Origin of the sequence: Microbulbifer rhizosphaerae (genome assembly GCF_014191725.1) — a bacterium.
GTDB classification, from domain to species: Bacteria; Pseudomonadota; Gammaproteobacteria; order Pseudomonadales; family Cellvibrionaceae; genus Microbulbifer; species Microbulbifer rhizosphaerae.
Genome location: NZ_JACHWZ010000002.1, coordinates 368,938 through 392,282, shown reverse-complemented (window position 1 = coordinate 392,282; position 23,345 = coordinate 368,938). Strand labels below are relative to the sequence as shown.

Sequence of the window (23,345 nt, the reverse complement as noted above, 5' to 3'; positions counted from 1 at the left end):
AACGTCACACAGGAAGCCAAAAACAGCACACGAAGTGTACTGCTTTTGGCTTGCTGTGCTGCGCTTGGTTATGCCTGCTTATTTAAGGCTAATAATTCCGACGCTCGGGTAGCCGTTGACCACATCCCAATATCGTATCCAGATGTTCGATTGGCCGGATAGTTTTGCTGCCAGTGCGGTCGAGTACATAACTTCGGCCGCTTTTTCTCCAACCTCGCCAATGGAGAGATATCCCGATACACCCTCAACCTGAATTAGCATTACGCCTGCGTTGTTGATGTATACTTCAGTAATCCTCGCGCCACTTTTGTCGTGCATATCAGCAAGCACGTCAATGGACGAAAATAACAGGGCGAGCATGAGTGCAACTCGCGGAAAGGTATTCTTCATAAAATTCTCCTTTAAGTACCTGGTAGCTAAGGGCCTTGCGGCCCTTCGCCCCATAAGAACTGTACGTGATAGTTTCCCAGCATACAGCTCAAGCCTTTTGAAGGCCGCTCGGGCGACCCAACTATTTATATCCAATAAGGCCTCCATTCAGGCGGCCAGCTTCTCGTGCGACGAGCCATTCAAGAACCTTCTGTCCCGTCGAGCATTCATCGGCTGCTCCTTGTATCTCGCTTCAAAGTAATTCATGCCGCAATTAACGTTGCCAGCATGCACCGTGTTAGCGGTCATCGTGACCGGCTTTGTTACACCTTAGTAGATTGAAGTGTACCAAACCTCGCAATCCGGACTATTTTCCAAGATGCGAACATATACATCCTTTCCGGACATGTGTGCCGCGAGCAGCATGCTATACATTTCGGTAAAATGGGGATGGCTTCTCTTTATGGTGGCATACACTCCTTCACTCAGACTACAGCCGAGAACAGAAGTATCAGAGCCATTGGCACCAATAGGTGGAGTGATTTTAATATTCCCTTCTGGATGCAAATAAATTCGATCGATTTTTCCGACGCAGGCCAACCTTTGGCAGCCTTGAAATGGAGGTGTTCCTGCGATTGTAGCTAATGGCACTGCAATTAGGAGCAACAATATCATCATTCTCTTTTTCATATTCTTCCTTCCTTTTAACGTGTAACAGTCAATTCAAAAGACGCTGCTTTATATCTACATACTAGATATTAAAAGATAATCAAATTTTGCAGAGGAACAAACCAGGAGTAGTCATCTCCTTTCAACTCAGAATTATGAGCTCGCTCCCACATCTGCACAAAGTTTTCCGCTGAGCTGTTGATGTGATCTATATATTGCTGATTTAGACCTACCTCTTCCAGATCATTTACCAGCACAGGAAGCAATCCTATATGAGCGAGGCCTTGACCATCAAACTGCGATCTTTCATACCAAGGTTTTTGCGGCTGAGCATCTTGGTCTGAATTATTTCCCCAACAAGCTTCTTCTTCAGCTCCATATCTGGGTAGCATTTGTTCGATAAAGCCATTTAAATCTGCGCCAAAGCCAATAGTTAAATTATGATCGACCGCATAGGCTACCGATTGTGCAAAAGACTTAGACGAACCTTGACAATTGTTTAAAACGCCTGATGAATAAACCGTTCGGGTTTTCTCGGGTCCTGTCCGAACACCCGCCATTCCCCCGGTTTCAACAAACATATCTATTTCAGGTTGGGTAAGATACTTCTCATTGAACGATTCTTTTGGGTCCGTTACGACATCCGCAAGATGCACATGGGAAGAGAACATTGGATAACTGTTGCGCTTAGACACCTCGTATACATCTTTAATAGTATTTCTGGAAGAGTGCGCAAGATCAATTAACATACGACGCTCCATCATCGCTTTTACAAGCTTTCTACCGTCAGAAGTTAATCCTTTGGCATTGAGGTAGTCTCTGCCATCGCAATCTCCCTTTGCGCCGGTGGCATTGCCTTTATAGGTGCATGTTACTCTACTGAAATTTGAACCAATGCCAATATTTTGACTAATGACTGTTAGTATGTCGTTGGACCCTAGAAGCCCTTCTAAAACTTCTAAGATAGCCGGTATGCCCGACATATTGTTAAATTCATTCAATACACCGCCTTTATTCACAAGCTTGGAAAATGGCGCTACGCCAGCGAACCGGCTGTTCGCATGATGGGCTAAGTGAATAGATCTAACGCCCAAGTCATAGAAATCCTGCAATTGCGGCTCAATATCACCGCTCGGGAAGAGATCTGTGATTTCAACAGATAGAACCAGAGCTAATTTATTTTGAACTTGAATGATATTCCTGGCTTCATCCGGTGTTTTTGCCACTGCGAGCCAGTCATTGTTCCGTTCAACGAACGTTTGGAATGCCTGCAATTGCCTGCGAACTGAATCCATCTCACCACAGGGGAACCGACGTTTGTGCGGCGGCGTAAGTTTACACATCATTTCCGATTCAGCTATTGATACAACCATCAACTTCATGCCGCCTTCGAATGCGTCCTTTAGCCAACCTTCCCACATCTGCTGGTGCGCACGAGTATCCCAGGAAGGCCAACCCTGAAAGTGTGGCCTGGGACAGGTGCCGGGAACTTCGACTTTAATACCCCATATCCTGTCTATATATACATAGCGGCACTTTCTGTTATCAAACCCTCTGCGCTTACCCAGGTGAATCCCCACGTCACCACCAGAAAGATCCCATTTAATTGGATTATCTATACCTGCTTCAGAAAGCCCATGATAATCGCCAAAAAGTTCAGTTGCAGGACCTAATATAGTGGCTGCATGACTGTGTGATGGCACGGGAGTAGGTAGATCATCCCAAAAAGCCATATCATGAGTATGTAGCCCTCCATCGCAACGAGCTAAAGCCTGTTCCATTGGGCCGGAATTTTTGCCCCAAAACCAGCTTCCCCCAAATTGATATTCCGCCATCAAGTGCGAGTGTAGTTCCGCGAAGCCGTTAATTCTGCCGTAGCTTGTGCTTTCTGCTTGTGCGGAATTTGTAAGCAATAAAGCACTCAGTAAAAGCGAACTTAAAAAGCAATTTTTATACATTTTTATCACCTACGAATTTTCCTGATATGAAAATTGAAATTTCTCGACTGAATCAGATCTCGAAAGCGTATTATCAAGTTTCATTTGTCCAATTACCCTGCCGTAAAAATCCATCCAGAAAAGTAGTTTTCTTTGCTCATCGAATGCCAATCCATGAAACTCATTTTCTTCGACTTGGATGAGCTTTTCCTTCTTAATAAGACTTCCTTGGCTATCAAGCGTTAGCCGTCCAATCCAACCCGCTGCATGAATAAATACTTCTTCATTATCATATTCATTGACGTAACTAATTTGATAGGGATAAACAAAATTGCTTTTAATGGTTTCAACTACACTTCCACTCATACTCTTCCGCTTTAGTACTCCATCTTTGCTACTGGTCCAGTACAGGGCATCGCCAGATGGGCTCAATGCAACGCCATAAGGAGTGGATGTATCTTCTGTTAAAGTTGTCTCGACATTGGTCGCTAAATTTATTGAGACAATTTTATTGGATCTGGCTTCAATGGAAATTTCTTCGCCATCTTGAATCTGCAGTACTCGCCTTGGCGAATCTACGCTAGAGCCATATCGGTCAGCAAACCCTCCGTCCAGTTCAGAAGGCCCGTCCTCGGAAGCATTAACCTGGCTAACAAGGAAACATGAAGATAAAACACCGAGAACTAAAAAAGATCTTACTGGTAGGTATTTTTTAATTGAAGTAGTCATAAAGTTAACTCTCTATACACAATAGTAAACCTGTATTTTTCATCTTTTCAGTATCGCTTAAGCCGCAGATCTGATCTTTGCGCGCTCATCCCAGGCTTGTCTACGCCTCTCTCCGGATGCCGGCAAGATTTCTTAAAGCCGGCTTAGTTTAATTGGTAATTAGGTAAGGATTTAGTTCGACCAGTGGCTATTTTTTTAAGCTAAAATGGTCTGCTAAGCTCTGGGAAATCTCTCTCCAGAATATAATACTGTAACTGCGACAGTCTTAATATGCCATGTACTCTGGAGAGGCATAAGTCGGATTTGAGTCGCTGCAGCTCGATAATGAGGACCAATAGAAGGTTATTTCTCTGTCAGCGGTACGTGCAGTAAGCAAAGTGCTGTAAGCTCTATTTTTATCCTCTTCGCTGCTCCATTTGATTTGGCACCAATTTTTACAGGTTTGTGACGACATAAAATAGATGTTTCCATTCTGATGAAGAATGGCAGCATTTATGTCTTCGGCGCAATGAATGCCCGCATTCGCAATAAGTGGCATTGTCAGAAATAAGGAAAGTAGAAACTTTAACTTCATGGAGTTCTCCAGGTTATTCTGTGTCTTTGGAATCTAGTATTTATGAGCTAGTGGTGGTTAGTTGTCAGTAACAGTTCCATCTTGCTCCCTTTAGGGAGGCAGTAACGAACAGAGCCGGTAATACTTCAAATCCGGATCTAAATACACAACAATTTTTGCACAAAAAATATACGCCCACAGGGAGTGAATTCAATGCAGGTAAGCTAACCAATACCAGCTTCAGGTTGATTCGATGGGAAACTTATCAGAGATTTGCGGGGAACTTTCTTCCAGGAGTGCTATTAATAATGAAAGCGCGCCTTCATATCGCAATATTAGACATATTCTGCCATTGGAGGTCAGTAAAGGACTCAGATAATAGTGGAACGGATATTCTCAAACCGAAGTGGGAAAGTTGCTCCGTAGTCAGCCCAAGGCCTTGATAAATGTATACTCCATTCTTAGTCTTTGACACATCCGCAATAGAATACGGGCATGTGAAAAGAGGCTTTATCTGAATGGAGCAGGGGGCAGTGTCAGCGCTGATTAATTCCGGCCCAGTTCCACCAAGTGCCGACAGTGCTGCCGTCACTATTGCCGTAGTCATCAATGACCTGCACGGAATGAGTTTGCATGCCGATGGAGATGTCTTCATTGAAAACAAACCGTTGGTGACTATTGCCGGCGGCGTAATTCTTCTTACCCTTGAGAGCTACGTCGTAGCATTTCTCCATGTTTTTCTTATCATTCATGTCTGCCAAGGTTTTTTCGTCACCTTGCGGTCACAGGATGGAGAGACACGATTGCTACCGCGGCGTTCAGGGCGAGGGCCAGGGAAGCGGGGTCAGCTTGCGGTTCATGTTCACGTTCCTGTTCAATGTGAACGGGAGGTCATCGGGGCCCTGTCCGGTTGGCAGACCCGGAATATTTCCTTGCCGCCGGGGAGACCGGTTACATCGGGAATGTAGATATTGAGACCGTTTCGTCGCTTTTGGTGCGAAATTATTAGCCTGAGTGACGGGTATTGCCGCCGTCGTCGAAATCAGAGACATTCAGCCCAGTTGAGGGATAGCGGATGAGCAGCAATCAGCTTCGGATACCCTCCAGCGCGAAGAGCCCCGCCAAAGGTTTCTGACCGCATCAATCCCTCTTCCACAGGGGCTCGACCTTGCGGATCTGTCGGGAGAAGATCGCGCTGTCTTGGACCGGCAGTTCGCATACGCCTTGCTCGCATACATAGGCGGTGGCCTTGCCGGCCTGTGCCTTCTTGCCTTCCAGCAGTGGGATCAGCTTCGTCTGGCGCGCCAGTTCGCGGCCCTGCTCCACCACGGCGAGTACCCGGTTGGGCAGGAAGGTGCGCCGCAGCTCCGCGAGCATGGGCGCGGCGCTGTCCTTCTCCCCCTCCGGGGTGACGATAATGATTTCCTTCGCCCTGTCGCGATAGAAGGCCAGGGCCTGCATCATTTCCGACAGGGCCATGGGGTTGGTCTGCAGGCTGCCGGCAAAGGCTTTCAGGCCCTTTTCCGCGCGCTGGCGAAAGCGGTCGTCGGTGGTGAACTCGTGCAGGCGGAGCAGGTTGAGCAGGGCCGCGGAATTGCCCGAGGGCTCCGCGCCGTCGAAAGCGGGTTTTTCCCGGGCGAGAAGTTTTTCGTGGTCGTCGCTGGTCATATAAAAGCCGCCCTGCTTCCTGTCCTCGTAGAGCTTCTCCAGAGTTTCGTCCAGCGCCAGCGCCTGTTGCAGCCAGTGGAGTTCGCCGCTGGCCTCGTAGAGGTCGAGCATCGCGGCGATGGTGAAGGCGTAGTCCTCCAGGTAGCCGTTGTGGCGCGCGCGGCCGTCCATGAAACTGCGCTGGAGGCGGCCGTCCTCGTACAGGTTTTCGAGCAGGAAAGCGGCTGCGTTTTTTGCGGTTTCGGTGTAGTCCGGCTCGTTCAGCACCAGCCCCGCCCGGGCGAAGGCGGAGATCATCAGGCCGTTCCAGGCGGAGAGGATTTTCTCGTCGCGGATGGGCGGCGGGCGTTGGGCGCGGGCGCGGTAGAGTTTTTCGCGGATCGATGCCAGCAGCAATCGGGCACGATGGTCTGGAATTTCCAGTTCACCGGCAACGGCCGCCAGGGGTTCGGGCGCGTGCAGGATATTGCGCCCCTCGAAATTGCCCTTTTCGCTGACCTGATAGTAGCTTTTTGCCAGCAGTGCCTCTTCCTCATTCAGCACAGCGTCCATTTCCGCCGGTGTCCAGGTGAAGAACCAACCCTCCTCGCGGTGGCCTTCCGGAGTGGGGCTGTCGGCGTCGGTGGCGGAATAGAAGGCGCCGCCGGGAGCCATCATATCCCGCTTTACATAGCGCAGGATATCCTCCGCCACGGTTTTGAACAGCGTGTCTCCGGTGACCTGATAGGCCTCCAGATAGGCGATCGCCAGCAGCGCATTGTCGTAGAGCATTATCTCGAAGTGTGGCACCAGCCACTGGGCATCGGTGGAGTAGCGGTGAAAGCCGCCGCCCACCTGGTCGTGGATACCGCCGGCGGCCATCTTCTCCAGGGTGTTGGTGGCCATCTCCAGCACGGCCTCGTCGCCGCTGTGGCGATAGTGGCGCAGCAGCAGTCGGACCGGCAGGCCGCTGGGAAATTTGGGCGCACCCTCGATGCCGCCGTGTTGCGGGTCATACACCTGCCGGTATCGGGTTACCGCGGTTTGCAGCAGTTCCGCCTTCGGCAGCTCGCCGCTGGTTTGCGGCGCCAGTATCTGTTTGACCGCGCGGGTCAGTCCCTCACTGGATTGCGCCACCTTCTGCGGGTGCTGGTGGTAAATTTCCGCCAGTTGTCGCAGCAGGGTGAGATAGCCGTAGCGGGCGCCGCGGTCGCCGTCGCGGGGTGGGATATAGGAGTCGCCGTGGAAAGGCTTGCCTTCCGGCGTCAGCCACACGGTCATCGGCCAGCCGCCGCGGCCGGTGAGCGCCTGCACCGCGCTCATATACACCGCGTCGATATCCGGCCGCTCCTCCCGGTCCACCTTGACGGCGATGTAGTGCTCGTTCATGGCTTTGGCGATTTCCTCGTCCTCGAAGGATTCCTCCTCCATGACGTGGCACCAGTGGCAGGTGGAATAGCCTACGCTGAGCAGGATCGGCCGATCGAGTTTTTTCGCCGCGGCGAAGGCCTCCTCGCCCCAGGGGTACCAGTTCACCGGGTTGTGGGCGTGCTGCAGCAGGTAAGGGCTGGATTCCATGAACAGGCGGTTGGTGTATCTGGCCGAGCCATCCTCGTTCAGGTGGCGGGTGCGCGGCCGGTAGTCCGCACCCTTGTTGCGGTAGGCCGCCGCTATATCCTTGCGCAGGGTTTCGCCCTGGGGCTCGGCGCCGGGCAGCGCGACTGGGGATGGCGTGGGTTTCTGTGACATGCGGAGCTCCATCCCGATAGAGGCGCCGATCGCGCCGGCGCACAGCAACACAGCGCGCCCCGCAGAATTATCCTGCTGCGCATTGGGTTCACCTGTGGCTGGGAATCTGCCTGTGGTTGAATAATCAGGTTATGACGATATTTACAGCGATGCCACCCGACTGCATGCTCGATATGGGCTCCAGGTCGCGCTGGAGGCCATTGGCGAGATACCACCCGCCCATCAGACCTTTATTCACCTCGACCCACGACAGTTCCAGCATTCGTCAGCACTTCCATCGGGTGGTGGACGAACCAGCGCGGTTCGAGGCCCTGTGCCGGTTGCTGCTCACCTATTGCCCCTTGCCCCGAGTCCAGCGTGGTATTCTGCAACACCAGCGCGAGACCCAGGAAGTCGCCGATATCCTGGGCGAGCACGGCTTCAGTGTCCCGTCCGGGCAGGGTGGCATCGCCAGCGATCAGGTGGGCAAGATCAAGGTGCAGGAGCGCAAGCCTATGTCGCCGTGAGCCGCGACGTGACCAAGATCGCACTGCAGAAACTGAGCGCGGGTAAGCTCAAGGGGCGCTCGTTCCGCGCCCGTAGAGTCACCTGAAAAGGCCTGCGCTTCGCTCGGCGATTTTCAATAGAACCTGAACTAGAGAGGGCTGATTACCAAGAACCATGAAAGTACCCAAAAGATTACAGCCGCTGGTCGACGACGGCATTATCGACGAGGTCATCGTCCAGTTGATGAGCGGCAAGGAAGCACAGGTGTATGTGGTGCGCTGCGGCGAGCGCTTGCGCTGTGCCAAGGTCTTCAAGGAAGCCAGGCAGCGCAGCTTCAAGCAGGCGGTGCAGTACCAGGAAGGCCGCAAGGTGCGCAACAGCCGCCGCGCCCGCGCGATGTCGAAGAAGACCCGCTACGGCCAGAAAGAGCAGGAACAGGCCTGGCTGAATGCCGAGGTCGACGCCCTGTATCGGCTGGCGTCGGCCGGTGTGCGCGTCCCCCAGCCATACGGCTTCGTCGATGGCGTGCTGCTGATGGAGCTGGTGGCCGACGACGAGGGCTACGCCGCCCCGCGGCTGGATGACATCACGCTGAGCGCGGAGCAGGCCCACGATTATCACGGCCAAGTCATAGCCGACGTCGTGCGCATGCTGTGTGCCGGCCTGGTGCATGGCGACCTTTCCGAGTTCAACGTGCTGGTGGACCGCCACGGCCCGGTGATCATTGATTTACCCCAGGCGGTGGATGCAGCCGGCAACAATAACGCCGCCATGATGCTGGAGCGCGATGTCGACAATATGCGCGCCTATTTCGGTCGCTTCGCCCCGGAACTATTGACTACCGATTACGGCAAGGAGATCTGGGCGCTTTTTGAGGCGGGTAAACTGTACCCGGACAGCTCCCTTACCGGGCATTTCGAGCATGACACGACCGGCGTCGACGTCGGGGACCTGATGGCCGTCATCGATGACGTTCGTGAAGAGCAGGCCGAGCGCATGGCGCCGGCTTGGGATGAGTAGGACGACGATTGAGACAAGTGGAATTCAGGGTGCACCCAGAGCGATCAGGCGGCAAAACGGCGGGCCGTTGACGGAAAACTACCGCCAGACCTGAAAAGGGCGTTTATTCTTCCTATACTCCGCAAGTCAGTAGCCGGAACGATCATCGCAGGCGGGCTCGCGGCCGCTAGGCGGTCACCGCCCTGGCCCAGGATGAATCGCGACAGGCCGCCGACGACGAGGCCCGGAAATCGCCTCTGTCTGTCAATCTCCCGAATTGATCGAATTGGAAAAGTCGGTAACCAGACCCTGATCTTCCACATGCATGGCGACGAGAAATATATCAACCACCTGCCCTATCGATGCTCGGGCCTGAAGCGCAACAGCATTCTGCACGAGACCTCACTCAACTCCTACTGTGACCTGGATATCATCCCGGTCATCGGCACCTCACTGGGAATGCGCCTGGGTTCGTGTCCGCTGGGCCCGGCCGGATTCCGGCAGCGTGGGACAGCATGACCAGTAACTGTTCCGCGCTATTTCCGGATCTGGAATTTGCCGATCAGTTGCCGCTTCCCGGTCTGTGGATGGTAGCTTCAGTGCTGGTTAGGGGGGGCATCTGTATTTTCCTGTTAGGGGCCAAAGACCGAGCCACGATCCGAGCCGCGGAGGTACCCTGGAATGTCGACAAAGCGTCCTACAACCGCCGACACGGCAGGCGCTGACAGCAACACCCGCCGCACCAAACCGACGTTTCTGGTGGTGGACGATGATCCCATGGTACGCAAGATCGTTGCCTGGGGGCTGGCAGCGCTCGATCCGGCGGAAGTATTGGAGGTGGAAGACGGATTGGCAGCACAGGATGTGCTGAGAGCAAAAACCGTGGACGTGGTTGTGACCGATGTTCTCATGCCCCACATGAATGGCCTTGAGCTCATGAAGTGGGCGCAGGAGCACTGCCCGGGACCGCTCTGGATCGTCCTGTCCGGACTGGAGACTTTCGACGCTGCCGTGGACGCGCTGCAACTGGGCGCCTTCGACTATCTGGGGAAGCCGCCGGAGGTGCAGCGGGTGCGGGTTGTGGTACGCAACGCCCTGGAGCAGATCGAGCTGGTGCGCGAGCGCAAACGGCTGTACGAACAGATCGAGCGCAGCAACGCGCAGCTCGCCGAAAAGGTGGAGCAACTGGAACAGGTCTGCCGCATGCTTGAGGAACAGGCCGCGGTCATCCAGTCGGACCTGGATCGTGCCGAAGTCATTCAGCACGCACTCCTGCCCCAGGAGCCTCCGGAAATCGATGGCTGGTGCCTGGAAACCCTGTACCGTTCAGGGAGCAGCGTGGGTGGTGACCTCTACGACGTCATTCTGCTGGATCAACAGCACATGGGACTGGTGATTGCAGACGCCGCCGGCCACGGCGTGGCTGCGGCCATGCTCTCGGTGCTGCTCAAGTTGCGCCTCAACCTTACCGATAAAGCGGGCACGTTGCGAATGCCGAGTCAGGTCCTGAGCAACCTCAACCGCAGGCTCCACGAGACCGTAACGGCGCCTGGAGCCTTCATCACCGCCGTGTATGTGCTGCTGAATCGGCACACAGGGCAGGCGCGGATCGCATCGGCCGGGCATCCGCCCTGTATCTGGACCACGCCGGGCGGGCAGTGCCAACTGCTGGCACACACAGGCCCGGCACTGGGTCTTGAAGCGGACGCCCGCTACGAGGAGCGAGAGGTTCAGCTGGCTGTCGGCGATCGGCTGCTGCTGTACACCGACGGCGTGCTGGGGAGTGGAGCCGAGTCCATCACGAGTGACGAGCTTACTCGTACCCTGTGCTCCGGGATCGACCGCGCAGAGCTGCCGGGTTCCCTGTACCGGGCGGCAACGCAGAAGATCACCGGAGAGCGTGATGACATTACCATGATCCTGCTGGAGCGCGGCGAGGGTGCCAGCCATTTCGATGACACGGCGAGCCCCGAGGAACGCCTCACCCCCCAACCGTCCACCACACAGGCGCAGCTGCTGTATGCAGTGCGGGGGGAGCAGGCGTTCATCAGCATTGCCGGCAATGTAACCTGGGTTTTCAGCCAAGCCTTGCTGGACACCGCCAACACACTGCTGGAGCGATACAATAAACTGACCATAGACTTGGCAGCCTGCGAGTACATGGACAGCACCTGCCTCGGCACCCTGCACGAGATCGTGATCTCGCGACCGGATGCAGTGTACCTGCAACGGATGCCTACCAATATTCGGGAACTGTTCGAAGAGCTGAGTATGGGCGCGGTACTGAGTCATGAGAGCCCCTCGAACGACCCGCTCCCGGATTTGATGGAGCCGTTACCGCAGAAGGAGATCGATGTGGCCCGGCAGGGCGCGCGCATGCTGAGTGCGCACGAAACGCTCGCGTCGCTCAGCCCGGAGAATCGCGAGAGGTTTCAAGGTGTGGTCGATTCACTGCGGGCAGATCTGGACCGGAAGCGGTAGACCCCTCCGCCACCGCCTGCGGATGATGCCCGGTGTTGCACCGCAGCCTGCAATACCACTTCCAGCTCGGCCACCTTCGGCTCCAGCGTACGAAGCACTGAGATCGCCGCTTCGAGCTGTGCGTCACGGCCGATGTGGTTCAAGTCGCAAGGCGGTGGCAGCGGCGGCCCGCCCACCAATGATGTTGTCCGGGCCCTTAGGCACTCAGGGCGATCAGGCGGCGAAATGGCGGGCGGTTGACGAGCGGTTGATGGAAAACTACCGCCGGACCTGGGCAAAAAAAGGGCGTTTATTCTTCCTATACTCGGCGGGCCTGGGCAAAAGGGCATTTATTCTTCCTATACTTTTCCCTCAAGCGGCGCCCGCGACGCGCCTCAATGGAGACGAGTAAGGAACATGCATTTGAAAAAGATGAAATTCCTGTCCTGGGTTGCGCTAACCTTATTCTCGACCGCGGCGGTGCTGACCTCCGTAGCCCAGGCCTGCACCCGCACGCTCTACTCCGGTACCGACAACATGGTGATCACCGGCCGGTCGATGGACTGGATGCAGGACATGCAGACGGACCTCTGGGCGTTTCCGCGCGGTATGGCGCGCAACGGCGCGGCCGGCCCGGATTCGCCGAAATGGGTATCCAAATACGGCAGCGTTATCGCCTCGGCCTACAATATCGCCAGCGCCGACGGCATGAACGATCAGGGACTGGTCGCCAACCTGCTCTATCTCGCCGAGTCTGACTACGGCAAACAAGGCGATAAGCCGCCACTGTCGATCGGTCTGTGGGCACAGTACGTGCTCGACAATTACGCGACGGTCGCCGAAGCGGTAGACGGGCTGCGGGCGGAGCCGTTCCGCATCATTGCGCCGAACCTGCCGAACGGCTCCGCCGCCGAGTTGCATCTCTCCATCTCCGATCCTTCCGGCGATTCGGCGATCTTCGAGTACCTTGATGGCGAGCTCGTCATTCACCACGGCAAACAGTACACGGTGATGACCAACTCGCCGAGCTACGACCAGCAGCTGGCCCTCAACAGCTATTGGGAGAAGATCGGTGGGCTCAAGTTCCTGCCCGGTACCAACAGCGCCGCCGACCGTTTCGCCCGCGCCTCGTTCCTGCTCGGAGCGGTTCCCGTAAAGACTGATCCGAACTTCATTTCGGCGGTCCCCGAGCAGACCTACGCCCACCAGGCGATCGCCGAGGTGATGTCGGTGATGCGTGCGGTCAGCGTACCGCTGGGTATCACCACACCCGGTTCGCCGAACATCGCTTCCACCCTGTGGCGCACGGTCGCTGATCAGAAGAACAAGATTTATTACTTCGATTCGTCAACGACACCGAATGCGTTCTGGGTACCGATGGCAGATCTGGATCTCTCAAAAGGCGCCCCGGCGAAGAAGCTGGCGATTGCCGGCGGCAAGTATTACGCGGGCAACGCCGCAGAACACTTCGCGGAAGCCACCCCGTTCGAGTTCCTTCAGGCCGCCCCGGCGAAGTGATGTCTGCCGTCAGGCATGGCATCTGATCCGCGGCCACCTGTCCGTCCGGTCCCGGTCTGTCTGCGTGGGCAGCGCCGGGAGTTCTTCATCGTTTTCGAATGAGCCGCTCGTCTTATTCTTCCTATACTCGATCATACGACCGAAGGGGCGGGCTGGAGGAGCTGAGCCAAATGAAGAGAGGCGTCCGTGGAACCTGGTTCGACTTCGTCGACGACCCCTGGAAGCACGTAGGGCGGGAGATGGAGGCGGCGCGCTTCCATCCGGATGGACTGCTGGTGATCGAGGACGGGATCATCGCGGACTTCGGGCCCTTCGACGAGGTGTCCCCGCGACATCCGGACCTCGAGGTCACGCAGATCGAGCGCCGGCTGATCCTGCCGGGTTTCATCGACGGCCACATCCACGTGCCGCAGACCCGGGTGCTGGGCGCCTTCGGCGAGCAGTTGCTGCCCTGGCTCGAGACGTGGGTGTTCCCGGAGGAGATGAAGTACGCCGATCGGGAGTATGCCGAGGAGGGCACCCAGCGGTTCTTCGACAATCTGCTGGCGGCCGGTACCACCACCTGCCAGGCTTTCACCACCAGTTCCCCCGTCTCCACGGAGGTGTTCTTCGAGGAGGCGAGCCGGCGGAATATGCGCGTGATCGGTGGCCTGACGGGCATCGATCGCATGGGTCCCGAGGAGTTCCTGAACACACCAGAGGGCTTCTACGAGGATAGCAAGGCCCTCATCGAGCGGTTTCATGGCCAAGGCCGCAATCTGTATGCCATCACGCCGCGCTTTGCCTACGGAGCCTCCCCCGAGCTGATGGAGGCCTGCCGCCGCCTGAAGCAAGAGTTCCCGGACTGCTGGGTCAACACGCACATCTCGGAGAATCCCTCGGAGTTCTACGGAGTCCTGCGGCTCCACACCGATTGCCGGGACTACCTGGGGGTCTACGAGAAGTACGACCTGGTGGGCCCCCGGTTCTCGGGGGGCCACGGCGTCTGGCTCTCCAACGACGAGTTCCGACGGATCTCGGCCCATGACGCGTCCCTCACCTTCTGTCCCTGCTCGAACCTGTTCCTGGGCAGCGGCCTCTTCCGCCTGGGCCGGGTCACCGATCCCGCGTTCCGCATCCGCCTCTCCTTCGGTACCGACATGGGCGGTGGGAACCGCTTCAGCATGCTGAGCGTGCTGGACGAGGCCTACAAGGTGGGCATGTGCAACAACACCTTGCTCGACGGCAGCGTTGACCCCTCGCGGGAGGACCTGGCCGAAGCGGAGCGCAACAAGCTGTCCCCCTACCGGGGGTTCTGGTCGGTCACCCTGGGCGGCGCCGAGGGGCTGTACCTAGATGACAAGGTGGGCAACTTCATGCTCGGCAAGGAGGCGGATTTCGTCGTCCTGGATTGGGAGGGCGGACCGAAGGCCGCGGCCTGGCATCAGTCGCTTGTGGTCGGTCCCGAGGGGCCCGCGACCATGGAGCAGGCGGCCAACCTGCTCTTCGGCATGATGATGGTGGGCGACGACCGCTGCGTGGACGAGACGTGGATCATGGGGGCCCGCGCCTACAAGAGAACGCGCGCGTGACCGTCGCCTCGGGGTCCCCCGTGGCGTTGGTTATCCAGACCCGGATCGCCGAGGAGGGGGCGGGCTCCTATGTCGAGTGGCAGCGCCGGGTGGGCGAGGTGCTGCAGTCCCGCCCCGGGTTCCTGGGGCAGGAGGTCCTGGCTCCGTCCCCGCCCGCCCAGGCGGACTGGATCGTGGTCCAGCGGTTCGAGGACCTGGACCACGCCCGGGACTGGATGCAGTCCGACGAGCTGCACCGGCTCCTCAAAGAGGTGGCCGGGCTCTTCGCGGGGCACGAGGACATCTTCCTCGTGGGCGACTCCCTGGCCCGCCACCCTCCCGTGTCCGCCATCATCTACTGCCGGTTGGGGCCGGAGGAAGAGGAGGCGTTCCTGGAATGGGAGGAGCGGCTGTTTCGGGCGGAGATGAGCTTTCCCGGTTTCGTCGGACACAAGCTGAACCAGCCCATCCCCGGGATCCAGGAGAGCTGGGTGGCGGTGGTCACTTTCGACACCGAGGCGAACCTGCAGCGGTGGCTGGATTCCCCAGAGCGGGAGGCCCTCCTGGAGCAGGGGCGGCGTTACGAGGGCCATGTCCGCATCATGAGCAGCAATGCCGGATTTGGCGTGTGGGCCCGGGACCAGGAGGGCGCTCCGGCCCACAGCCTCCTGTGGGTGCTGAAAAGCAACCTCCTGGTGCTGTTGGTGCTTTACCCGGTGGTCTACCTGTGGGGCTACCTGGCTGGGCAACCGCTTCTCGACGAGAAGGGCGCCCCGGCCTGGCTGTCGCTGTTCATCGGCAACCTGGTCAGCACGCAGGTGCTGGGTTGGTTCCTGGTGCCGTGGGCCCTGAAGGCCTTCGAGCCGTGGCTGGCCCCCGGGAGGTCAACGGCCACGGAGGTGGTGGGGTGGGCGGTGCTGTTGGTACTGTACGGGCTGTCCATGGCCGGGTTCGCCTGGATCCTCCGCCTGCCGCCCCTGTCGCTGGGGTCCTGACCGCTTTTCCGCCGTCTGGGCCCGCGCGGTATTGGGGGATCAGGGGCGGGGGAGACGACCGCGATGTGGTGGTTGTAGATGTCGGCCGCGCGCCGCACAGTAGCCAGGAGAAGGCGCTCCCGACGCAACAGACGTTACTCTGATACCGATTTCAAAGCAGTCTGCCAGCTTCTTAGAGCCTGTTCGCGATCTCCGTAGCAGCAGCACCAAGAATGCGAGGTGGATGAACTGCAAGCTAGTGTTGAGCTTGCGCTCGCAGTTCTTCCACAGCCTCTGTCTCTGCACGGGGGGGCTGCAGTTCCCGCCACAATCCGGTGGTATCAGCCGTATCGCCAACCAGATGCCCAGCGGCAGCAGAATCAAGTCGTCCAGGTAGCTAAGCACGGGAATAAAATCCGGGATCAGGTCGATGGGCTGAGGGGGTAGGCGACCACTGCGATGAGCACCAGCTTGGCGACCAGCGGCGTGTGTGGATCGCGGCTCGCAGGTAGAGTACCGGCAGCTGCAGTTTCATTTTTTTGCGCGAAGCGTTTCAGCCGTGCGGGTATCACGGCAGTCAGTCCAACTTGCGGCAGAAGCAGTAGACGAACCGCTGTATCACACCCGCTGGCGTGTGGTGTTCCTCCCTTTCCTGGCCGAGTAGGTCGAAGGGCGCTCCGAACTCGCCGTGCAGCTGGTCGGCGCTGTAGCGCATTACCGGCAGGCCGCTGCATTTTTCCGGGCCGTCCTCGGCGAAAGTGGCCACTATTACATGGCCGCCGGGTTTTACCGAGCGCAGCACCGTCTTCACGTAGGCTTTTCGCTCTTCCGGCTTGGTCAGGAAGTGAAATACCGCGCGGTCGTGCCAGATATCGTAGGCCCGTTCTGGCAGGGTGGTTTCCAGGATATTCGCCTCCAGCCACTGTACCCTTTCAGACTTTGTGCCCAACCGGCGCTTTGCTGACTCCAGTGCCGCGCCGGAGAGGTCGAGCACGGTGAGGTTTTCGTAGCCCCTGTCCAGCAGGTCGTCCACCAGCGTGGAGGCACCGCCGCCGACGTCGATGATCTGCGCGGATTTGGGCGCGCCCGTCTGCTCGATCAGTTTCAGCGACACCTCGGCGTGTTCCTGGAACCAGCTGACCTCGTCCTCAGACTTGGTTGTGTAGACTTTTTCCCAGTGGCTTTTGGATTGCATACAGTAAGTCCTCCGTGTTGTTGTAGGAGCGGCCGCTGGCCGCGATCGGTGTGGCTATTGGCAGAGGTCGATCGCGGCCAGCGGCGGATGGCCGCCCCGCCGCTCCTACAGGGTAGGGGGATGCGATCAGGGTTTTCTGCCGAACAGGTATTTCAGGAGGGCCATGATCGCCAGTACCAGTGCGACGAAAATTAGTATCCCGAGTATCACACAGACCGCGACGCCCCAGCCTCCCATTGACATCATCATCATATCGCCGGGCTGCGCATTCGCGGCGCTGGCGCCGAGCAGCGGTATCAGCGGCGCCACCAGTTTTGCCAGTAACTTTGTGCACGGATTCATTGCCTTTTCCTCGTGGTTTTCCATTTCCAAAGAACGAAGATTCCCGGCATTACCAATAGCACAAATACCAGCGCGGACAGGGTGCCGCCCACCATTGGCGCGGCGATGCGTTTCATCACGTCGGCTCCGGTGCCGCCGCTGAGCATTACCGGAACCAGCGAGATCAGCAGGGTCAGGCTGGTCATCAGCATGGGGCGGATGCGGTGGGCGGCGCCCTGGGCCACTTCCTCGAGAAACAGTTCCCGGCTCATGTCCGGTACGCGCTGGCGGGCCTGGTCCAGGGCATGGTCCAGGTAGTGGAGCATCAAAAGCCCCATCTCCGCCGCCAGTCCGGCCATGGCGATGGCGCCGACCCACACCGCCACGCTGAGTTTGTAATCGAGCCCCCACAGCAGCCAGAAGGCGCCGATCAGCGACACGGGCACGGCGGCGAGTACGAACAGGGTGTCTGACATGCGGCCGCGGTGCAGGTAGAGCAGCAGGCATACGGCGAGCAGGGTCATCGGTACCAGCCAGGCGAGCCGCGCCTTGGCGCGTTCGAAGTACTGGTACTGCCCGGCCCAGCCCAGGCGCTGGCCGGGCACCAGGGATACGCGCTCAGCCACCACCTGTTTGGCCCGCGCTACGTAATCGGCCACGCCGAGCCCACCCTTCAGGTCCACGAAAACCAAGCCCACCAACTGGCCGTCCTCGTTGCGGATCATGGGCGCGCCGCGGCGGTGTTCCAGGTCTGCCAGTTGGCTCAGCGGCACCCAGCTGTCGCCGGGAGTGGGTACCAGCAGTTGCTCCACTTGTTCGGGGGAATCCCGGTAGTCGCGGGCGTAGCGCACTAGTACCGGGTAGCGCTCGCGGCCCTCCACCGTGCGGGTGGCGGTCAAGCCGCCGAGGGCGGCCGCGATCACGTCCTCCACGTCCTCCACGTTGAGGCCGTAGCGGGCGGCGCGTTCGCGGTCGATATCGAAGTCGAGGAAGTAGCCACCGGTGAGGCGCTCGGCGAAAGCGCTGCGGGTTTCGCCCGCGGTGCGCTCGTCCTCCAGCAGGGCCTTTTCGATGGCCACCGCGGTCTCCTCTATCTGCTGCAGGTTGTCGCCGAATACCTTGATACCGAGCTGGCTGCGGATGCCGGTGGCGAGCATCTCGGTGCGGGTCTGGATCGGCATCCACCAGATATTCGGCATACCCGGGTAGCGCAGTTTTTCATCCATTTCCGCGATCAGTTCGTCCCAGTCCAGCCCCGGCCGCCACTGGTCTTTGGGTTTCAGGGTGACCACTGTCTCCACCATGGACAGGGGCGCCGGGTCCGTGGCACTGGTGGAGCGGCCGATCTTGCCGAACACCCGCTCCACCTCCGGGAAGGATTTCAGTTCCGCGTCCATGCGTTGCAGCACGTCGCCCGCCTGGGTGATGGACATGCCCGGGAGGGCGGTGGGCATATACAGGATGCTGCCCTCGTTCAGCGGCGGCATAAATTCCGAGCCCAGCTGCTTCAGTGGAATTGCGGTGAGTACCAGTGCCAGCAGCGCCGCTACCACCACCTCCCGGGGGTGCGCGACGCAGAAGCGGATGGCGGGGAGAAAGGCGCCGGTGAGTGCGCGGTTGACCGGGTTGTCCCCGGTGCGGACTTTGCCGCGGATCAGCAGTACCGCCAGCGCGGGGATCAGGGTCACCGCGAGCAGGGCGGCGAAGGCCATGCTGTAGGTCTTGGTGTAGGCCAGGGGTTTGAACAGCCTGCCCTCGGTGGCTTCCAGCGCGAATACCGGCAGGAAGGAGATGGTGATGATCACCAGCGAGAAAAAGATGCTGGGGCCCACCTCCTGCATGGCCTCGACGATCAGCCGCCGCCGATCGTCGCCGCCCGTGGCCAGCTTTTTATGGATGTTGTCCACCATCACCACCGCCGCGTCCACCATCGCGCCGATGGCTACGGCGATGCCGCCGAGGGACATGATATTGGCGGTGAGACCCTGCAGGGATAGCGGAATAAACGCCAACAGCACGGCCACCGGCAGGGTGATGACGGCCACCAGCGCCGAGCGCGCGTGCAGCAGGAACAGCGCGATAATTGCCGCCACCACCAGCATTTCCTCGATCAGCGTGTGCTTGAGGTTGTCGATGGCGCTCAGGATCAGCTCGGAGCGGTCGTAGGTGACAACCAGCTCCACGCCCTCGGGCAGGCCGGCTTTGACTTCTTCGAGGCGCTGTTTGACCCGCTCGATCACCGCCAGTGCGTTTTCCCCGTAGCGCATCACCACGATGCCGCCCACCGTCTGCCCCTCGCCGTCCAGTTCCGCGAGGCCGCGCTGCATGGCGGGGCCCAGGGTGATATCCGACACCTGGTCCAGGGTTACCGGTATCCGGTTGGCGTCCATGCCGATCACTACCTGTGCCAGGTCGTCCACATCGTCGATATAGCCGCGCCCGCGCACGAAATGCTCGTGGCCGGCGATCTCCAGCACCCGTCCGCCGGTGTCCCCGTTGCTGCGGCGAATGGCGCTGATCACTTTGGCCAGGGGGATATCGAAAGTGGCCAGGCGGTAGGGGTCGATATGTACCTGGTACTCCTTTTCGAAGCCGCCGATGGAGGCCACTTCCGCCACGCCCTCCACCGAGGTGAGCCAGTAGCGCAGCTTGAAATCCTGCAGCGAGCGCAGATCCGCCAGGCTGTGGTTGCCGGTCCTGTCCACCAGGGCGTATTGAAAGACCCAACCCACGCCGGTGGCGTCCGGGCCCAGGGTGGGTTGCACCCCCTCCGGCAGCTGGTCCGCCACCTGGTTCAGGTATTCCAGTACCCGTGATCTGGCCCAGTAGATGTCGGTGCCGTCCTCAAAAATGGCATAGACGAAACTGAGCCCGAAGAAGCTCTGCCCGCGCACGAACTTCACCTTGGGCAGGCCCAGCAACGCGGTGGACAGGGGGTAGGTGATCTGGTCCTCCACCAGGTCCGGGCTGCGCCCGGCCCACTCGGTCATGATGATCACCTGGGCGTCGGACAGGTCCGGTATTGCGTCCAGGGGCACCTTGGTCATGGCGCGGTAGCCGGCCAGCGCGGCCAGGGCCACCAGCACCAGGGTGATGCCGGGCTTGCCGGCGCAGAGTGCGATCAGTCGCGCGATGGCCCCCCTGGATTCGCCGCCTACCATTGCTGCATCCCCGACTTGAGCCGGCTCTCGGCGGCGATCAGGAAAACGCCGGAGGTGACGATGCGGTCTCCCTCCTCGAGACCCGAGCGGATGACGATATGTTCGCCATCGCTGTAGCCGGTGCGCACCACGACCGGTTTCAGGCGGCCGTTGCCGAGATCCAGGAACACGATGCGCTTGTCGCCGGAAACCAGTACCGCATCCCGGGGCACCAGCAACAGTTCACCCAGCGCGGCGCGCACTTCGATATCGGCGAAGAGGCCGGGTCTCAGGTGGCCCTGCGGATTGTCCAGTCCCAGGCGCAGGCGGGCGCTGTGGCTTTTTGGATCGAGGAAAGGGTCCAGTTGGATCACTTCGGCGGACATTTCCGCGCCGGGCACATTGGTCAGGCGCACCCGCGCCGGCATGCCCGCGCGTAACAGCGGCAGCTGGTCCTCGTAGGCGAAGCCTTCCACCCACACGCGGCGCAGGTCCGCCAGGCGCAGCAGCTTTTCCCCTTTTTTGAACGCGGAACCGGCGACGATATTTTTTTCGATGATGACGCCGCTCTGCGGGGCGAAGATGGGCACGTAGTCCCGGGCTTCCCCCTGCTCGCGCAGCCACTGGATCTGGCGCGCGGACAGCCCCCAGAGCCGCAGGCGTTTGCGCGCCACCGCCTCGGTGGTTCCGCCGCGTTTGCTGGACTGCAGGTACTCGTCCTGCAGTGCCAGCAGTTCCGGGCTGTAGACGGTAAACAGCACATCGCCGCGGGCGATCTGCTTACCTTCGAAATCCGCATCCAGTTTGCCGATCCAGCCGTCGAAACGCAGGCTGACATCCGCCAGGCGGGTCTCGTCGTAGGCAACCTGGCCTTGCAGGCGCAGGGGCAGCGCGAAGGGCCTGCGCACCACGGTGCCGGTTTTCACGCCGATGGCCTGGCGGCGGCCCTCGTCTATTGCGACGCTGCCGCTCTCCAGCTCCTCGCGGCTCACCGGCGCCAGGTCCATGCCGCAGATGGGGCAGGTGCCCGGGGCGGCGGACTTGACCGAGGGGTGCATGGCGCAGGTGTAGTAGGCGGTGTCGGATTTTCCCGGCGCCGAGGTCAGGCGCAGGCCGGTGCGGCTAGTGGTCATATCGAACACCAGGTCCACATGCTTGTCGTGGCTGGTGGCTACATCAACCGCCAGGGGCCAGGCGCCCTCCATGGACAGTTCGAACTCACCCTCGTAGACGCCGGCGGAAGTCTCCTCGATATCCGCCTGGGCGCGCATCGCGGGCATGGCGCCCATGACCGGCATCTCCGCCACGGCACGCACCTGGGCGCCTTCGACCGGGTTGTTTTCACCGTCGCGGACTTCTATGTGGATTTTGTTTTTCCCCACCTGCGGCCGCTCGGGGTCGATGGACACGGCGATACGAAAGGGGCCGGCCTCGATAAATTCCGCGGTGGTTTCCGCCGGGCGCTGGCTTTGCAATGCCCAGTAGGAGAGCAGGGCTACGGCGAGCAGCGCCAGGGCGGCCGCCAGGTATTTGCCTTTAATCACTTGCTGTTTCCCTTGAATTCTTTTCGCGTGTGTTTTTGTAGGAGCGGCCCGGCCTGGCCTGGCCGTTGGCCGCGATAGATCTCGCCGATAGTCAAATATTGATCGCGGCCAACGGCCGCTCCTACAGGGGGGCGGGAAAAAATTGCCGGTTTGCAGACGGTGTTCATTTCCCCCCTCCCGCGAGCAGGTTCCAATCTTCCAGCATCACCAACCCCGCGGCGGCGGTGAGCTGCGCCAGGGCCGCGAAGCGGTCGCGCTCCGCGGCCTCCAAATCCCGCTGCACTTTGAGCAGGTTGCGCTCCGCCACCAGCAGGGTCAGGAAATCGCCACGGCCGGCAGCGAAATCGTCGCGCGCGGTAACCAGGCTTTCCTCCGTCAGTGGCAGCAGCTCTTCTCTGTACATATGCAGGGTGTCATTGGCCTCGCGGTGGCGGCTCTCGGCTCGTCCCAGTGCGTCCGCCAGGGCCAGCGCCGCGTCCCGGCGCTGCCACTCTACGGCCAGCCGCTCCGCCTCCAGGCTGCGCTCGCGGGCGGAGCGCTTGCCGCCGATATCCAGGGGCAGGTTGAAGCCCACGCCGACAAACAACCGCTGGTCCGGGTTGGCCCATTGGTTGTTGTGGCGCGCGAGCACGGAGAAGTTGGGGTACCGGTCCTTCTCCGCCAGTTCCAGTTCGCGGCTCTTGCGCGTCTCCTCGGCGGCCAACTGCTGCAGTTGTGGCTGGGTGTCCAGGCTGTCGAGGGCCAGGGTGAGAGAGCCCGCGGGCGGTTCGCGCTGCGGCAGTGGGGTACTGGTGGACAGTTCACTGGGGTTGATATTGGCCAGGCGGGCCAGGCGGCTCCTGTCCCGCGCGACGGCCTGGGTGAGCGCGAGCTCATCGAGATGTAGTTGATGCTCCTCATGCCTGGCTTGCAGCACCGCCGCCTTGCCGCCGCTGCCGGCGGCGTAGCGCGCGCGGCTGCTGTCCACGAAGGTCCGCCAGAGGGACTGGTGGCGGCGGTTGATGGCGATCAGCCGCTCTCTGTAGTGCCAGTCGGCGTAGGCCAGGCGCAGCGCCAGGGCCAGCTGCACCGCGCCCTGGTCGTACTCGAAGGCGCGGCTGTCGGTGCCGGCCTCCTCCAGCGCGCGGCGCAGCTCGAGCACCCCGGGCCAGGGCAGGGATTGGCTGACCTCGACCACGTAGCCTTTCCGCACCTCATTCTGCCCCAGGGTCCTGGGCGCAACGCCCAGCATCAGCTTTGGGTCGTCCAGGTGGCCGCTGGCGGCGGTGCGCTCGGCCTGGGCGCGCACCCGGGCATCCAGGGCCAATTGACCGGGATTGCAGGCCAGTGCCCGTTTCACCAGGGGTTCGCTGCCCGGCGCCGGGGGCGCGTCGCAGTCGCTCTGGGCGCGGGTGGCGGGAGAGAGCAGCACTGCCGCCAGGGCCAGCACTGGCAATAATTTTGGGGTAAGCAAGGGTTCACTCCTCGAACACTGTTTTTGAACAGCAGGGCGCGCAGCCGCACCC

20 protein-coding genes and 2 pseudogenes are annotated in these 23,345 nt (G+C 59.6%); 7 read left to right on the top strand and 15 right to left on the bottom strand.

All coding sequences use genetic code 11. From position 1 onward, the window contains the following. Positions 1-78 precede the first annotated feature (78 nt). The 7 genes from FHS09_RS03435 to FHS09_RS03405 all read right to left on the bottom strand — a co-directional run bounded on the left by FHS09_RS03435 (position 79) and on the right by FHS09_RS03405 (position 7,653). A complete protein-coding gene (locus tag FHS09_RS03435; protein ID WP_183456688.1) occupies positions 79-390 on the bottom strand; it encodes a hypothetical protein in 312 nt (103 codons plus the stop codon). Between the two features lie 309 nt (positions 391-699). Further along, positions 700-1,059 carry a hypothetical protein gene (locus FHS09_RS03430; RefSeq protein WP_183456686.1) on the bottom strand — a complete coding sequence of 120 codons (360 nt, stop codon included), beginning with the start codon at positions 1,057-1,059 and terminating at the stop codon, positions 700-702. A gap of 68 nt (positions 1,060-1,127) precedes the next feature. After that, complete coding sequence (locus FHS09_RS03425) at positions 1,128-2,996, bottom strand: membrane dipeptidase (protein ID WP_183456685.1); 1,869 nt, start codon at positions 2,994-2,996, stop codon at positions 1,128-1,130. A 9-nt stretch (positions 2,997-3,005) separates the two neighbouring features. Then, the gene (locus tag FHS09_RS03420) at positions 3,006-3,704 is read right to left on the bottom strand and encodes a hypothetical protein (RefSeq protein WP_183456683.1); all 699 of its coding nucleotides are present in this window, start codon (positions 3,702-3,704) and stop codon (positions 3,006-3,008) included. Positions 3,705-3,969: 265 nt separating this feature from the next. Further along, positions 3,970-4,278 carry a hypothetical protein gene (locus FHS09_RS03415; RefSeq protein WP_183456681.1) on the bottom strand — a complete coding sequence of 103 codons (309 nt, stop codon included), beginning with the start codon at positions 4,276-4,278 and terminating at the stop codon, positions 3,970-3,972. Between the two features lie 515 nt (positions 4,279-4,793). Next, positions 4,794-5,009, bottom strand: coding sequence for a hypothetical protein (locus tag FHS09_RS03410; protein WP_183456679.1), 216 nt, complete (start codon positions 5,007-5,009; stop codon positions 4,794-4,796). 388 nt (positions 5,010-5,397) lie between these two features. Beyond that, entirely contained in the window at positions 5,398-7,653 is a 2,256-nt protein-coding gene (locus tag FHS09_RS03405; RefSeq protein ID WP_183456678.1) for a thioredoxin domain-containing protein, read from the bottom strand. Between the two features lie 200 nt (positions 7,654-7,853). On the opposite strand from FHS09_RS03405, the gene FHS09_RS03400 reads away from it, so the two are divergent. The 7 genes from FHS09_RS03400 to FHS09_RS23050 all read left to right on the top strand — a co-directional run bounded on the left by FHS09_RS03400 (position 7,854) and on the right by FHS09_RS23050 (position 15,661). Continuing rightward, positions 7,854-8,159 (top strand): hypothetical protein, encoded by a 306-nt coding sequence (locus FHS09_RS03400; protein ID WP_183456676.1) that lies wholly within the window; start codon positions 7,854-7,856, stop codon positions 8,157-8,159. 154 nt (positions 8,160-8,313) lie between these two features. Next, positions 8,314-9,159, top strand: coding sequence for a PA4780 family RIO1-like protein kinase (locus FHS09_RS03395; RefSeq protein WP_183456674.1), 846 nt, complete (start codon positions 8,314-8,316; stop codon positions 9,157-9,159). A gap of 300 nt (positions 9,160-9,459) precedes the next feature. Beyond that, a complete protein-coding gene (locus tag FHS09_RS22530; protein WP_221191766.1) occupies positions 9,460-9,657 on the top strand; it encodes a hypothetical protein in 198 nt (65 codons plus the stop codon). Between the two features lie 162 nt (positions 9,658-9,819). Next, the gene (locus FHS09_RS03390; protein WP_183456672.1) at positions 9,820-11,619 is read left to right on the top strand and encodes a SpoIIE family protein phosphatase; all 1,800 of its coding nucleotides are present in this window, start codon (positions 9,820-9,822) and stop codon (positions 11,617-11,619) included. 411 nt (positions 11,620-12,030) lie between these two features. Beyond that, entirely contained in the window at positions 12,031-13,116 is a 1,086-nt protein-coding gene (locus tag FHS09_RS03385; RefSeq protein ID WP_183456782.1) for a linear amide C-N hydrolase, read from the top strand. Between the two features lie 170 nt (positions 13,117-13,286). Continuing rightward, complete coding sequence (gene guaD / locus FHS09_RS03380) at positions 13,287-14,687, top strand: guanine deaminase (RefSeq protein WP_183456670.1); 1,401 nt, start codon at positions 13,287-13,289, stop codon at positions 14,685-14,687. Then, positions 14,684-15,661 carry an antibiotic biosynthesis monooxygenase gene (locus tag FHS09_RS23050; RefSeq protein WP_183456668.1) on the top strand — a complete coding sequence of 326 codons (978 nt, stop codon included), beginning with the start codon at positions 14,684-14,686 and terminating at the stop codon, positions 15,659-15,661. Before guaD ends, FHS09_RS23050 begins: the two co-directional genes overlap by 4 nt. 189 nt (positions 15,662-15,850) lie before the next feature. Here FHS09_RS23050 and FHS09_RS03370 read toward each other — a convergent pair. The 8 genes and pseudogenes from FHS09_RS03370 to FHS09_RS03335 all read right to left on the bottom strand — a co-directional run. Further along, a pseudogene (locus FHS09_RS03370) lies at positions 15,851-15,943 on the bottom strand (IS5/IS1182 family transposase); the annotation flags it as partial. Between the two features lie 69 nt (positions 15,944-16,012). Then, positions 16,013-16,072 (bottom strand): annotated as a pseudogene (locus FHS09_RS23350) (DUF1232 domain-containing protein); the annotation flags it as partial. Between the two features lie 145 nt (positions 16,073-16,217). Next, positions 16,218-16,835 (bottom strand): class I SAM-dependent methyltransferase, encoded by a 618-nt coding sequence (locus FHS09_RS03360; protein WP_183456667.1) that lies wholly within the window; start codon positions 16,833-16,835, stop codon positions 16,218-16,220. A 126-nt stretch (positions 16,836-16,961) separates the two neighbouring features. Then, complete coding sequence (locus tag FHS09_RS03355) at positions 16,962-17,177, bottom strand: hypothetical protein (protein WP_183456665.1); 216 nt, start codon at positions 17,175-17,177, stop codon at positions 16,962-16,964. Beyond that, complete coding sequence (locus tag FHS09_RS03350) at positions 17,174-20,317, bottom strand: efflux RND transporter permease subunit (RefSeq protein WP_183456663.1); 3,144 nt, start codon at positions 20,315-20,317, stop codon at positions 17,174-17,176. Before FHS09_RS03350 ends, FHS09_RS03355 begins: the two co-directional genes overlap by 4 nt. Beyond that, on the bottom strand, positions 20,311-21,840 hold the full coding sequence (locus FHS09_RS03345; RefSeq protein WP_183456661.1) for an efflux RND transporter periplasmic adaptor subunit: 1,530 nt from the start codon (positions 21,838-21,840) through the stop codon (positions 20,311-20,313). Before FHS09_RS03345 ends, FHS09_RS03350 begins: the two co-directional genes overlap by 7 nt. Beyond that, positions 21,837-22,007: a hypothetical protein gene (locus FHS09_RS03340; RefSeq protein ID WP_183456659.1), complete on the bottom strand. Its 171-nt coding sequence runs from the start codon at positions 22,005-22,007 to the stop codon at positions 21,837-21,839. The genes FHS09_RS03345 and FHS09_RS03340 overlap by 4 nt, the downstream gene beginning before the upstream one ends. Continuing rightward, entirely contained in the window at positions 22,004-23,293 is a 1,290-nt protein-coding gene (locus FHS09_RS03335) for a TolC family protein (RefSeq protein ID WP_183456657.1), read from the bottom strand. The genes FHS09_RS03340 and FHS09_RS03335 overlap by 4 nt, the downstream gene beginning before the upstream one ends. Between the last annotated feature and the right edge of the window lie 52 nt (positions 23,294-23,345).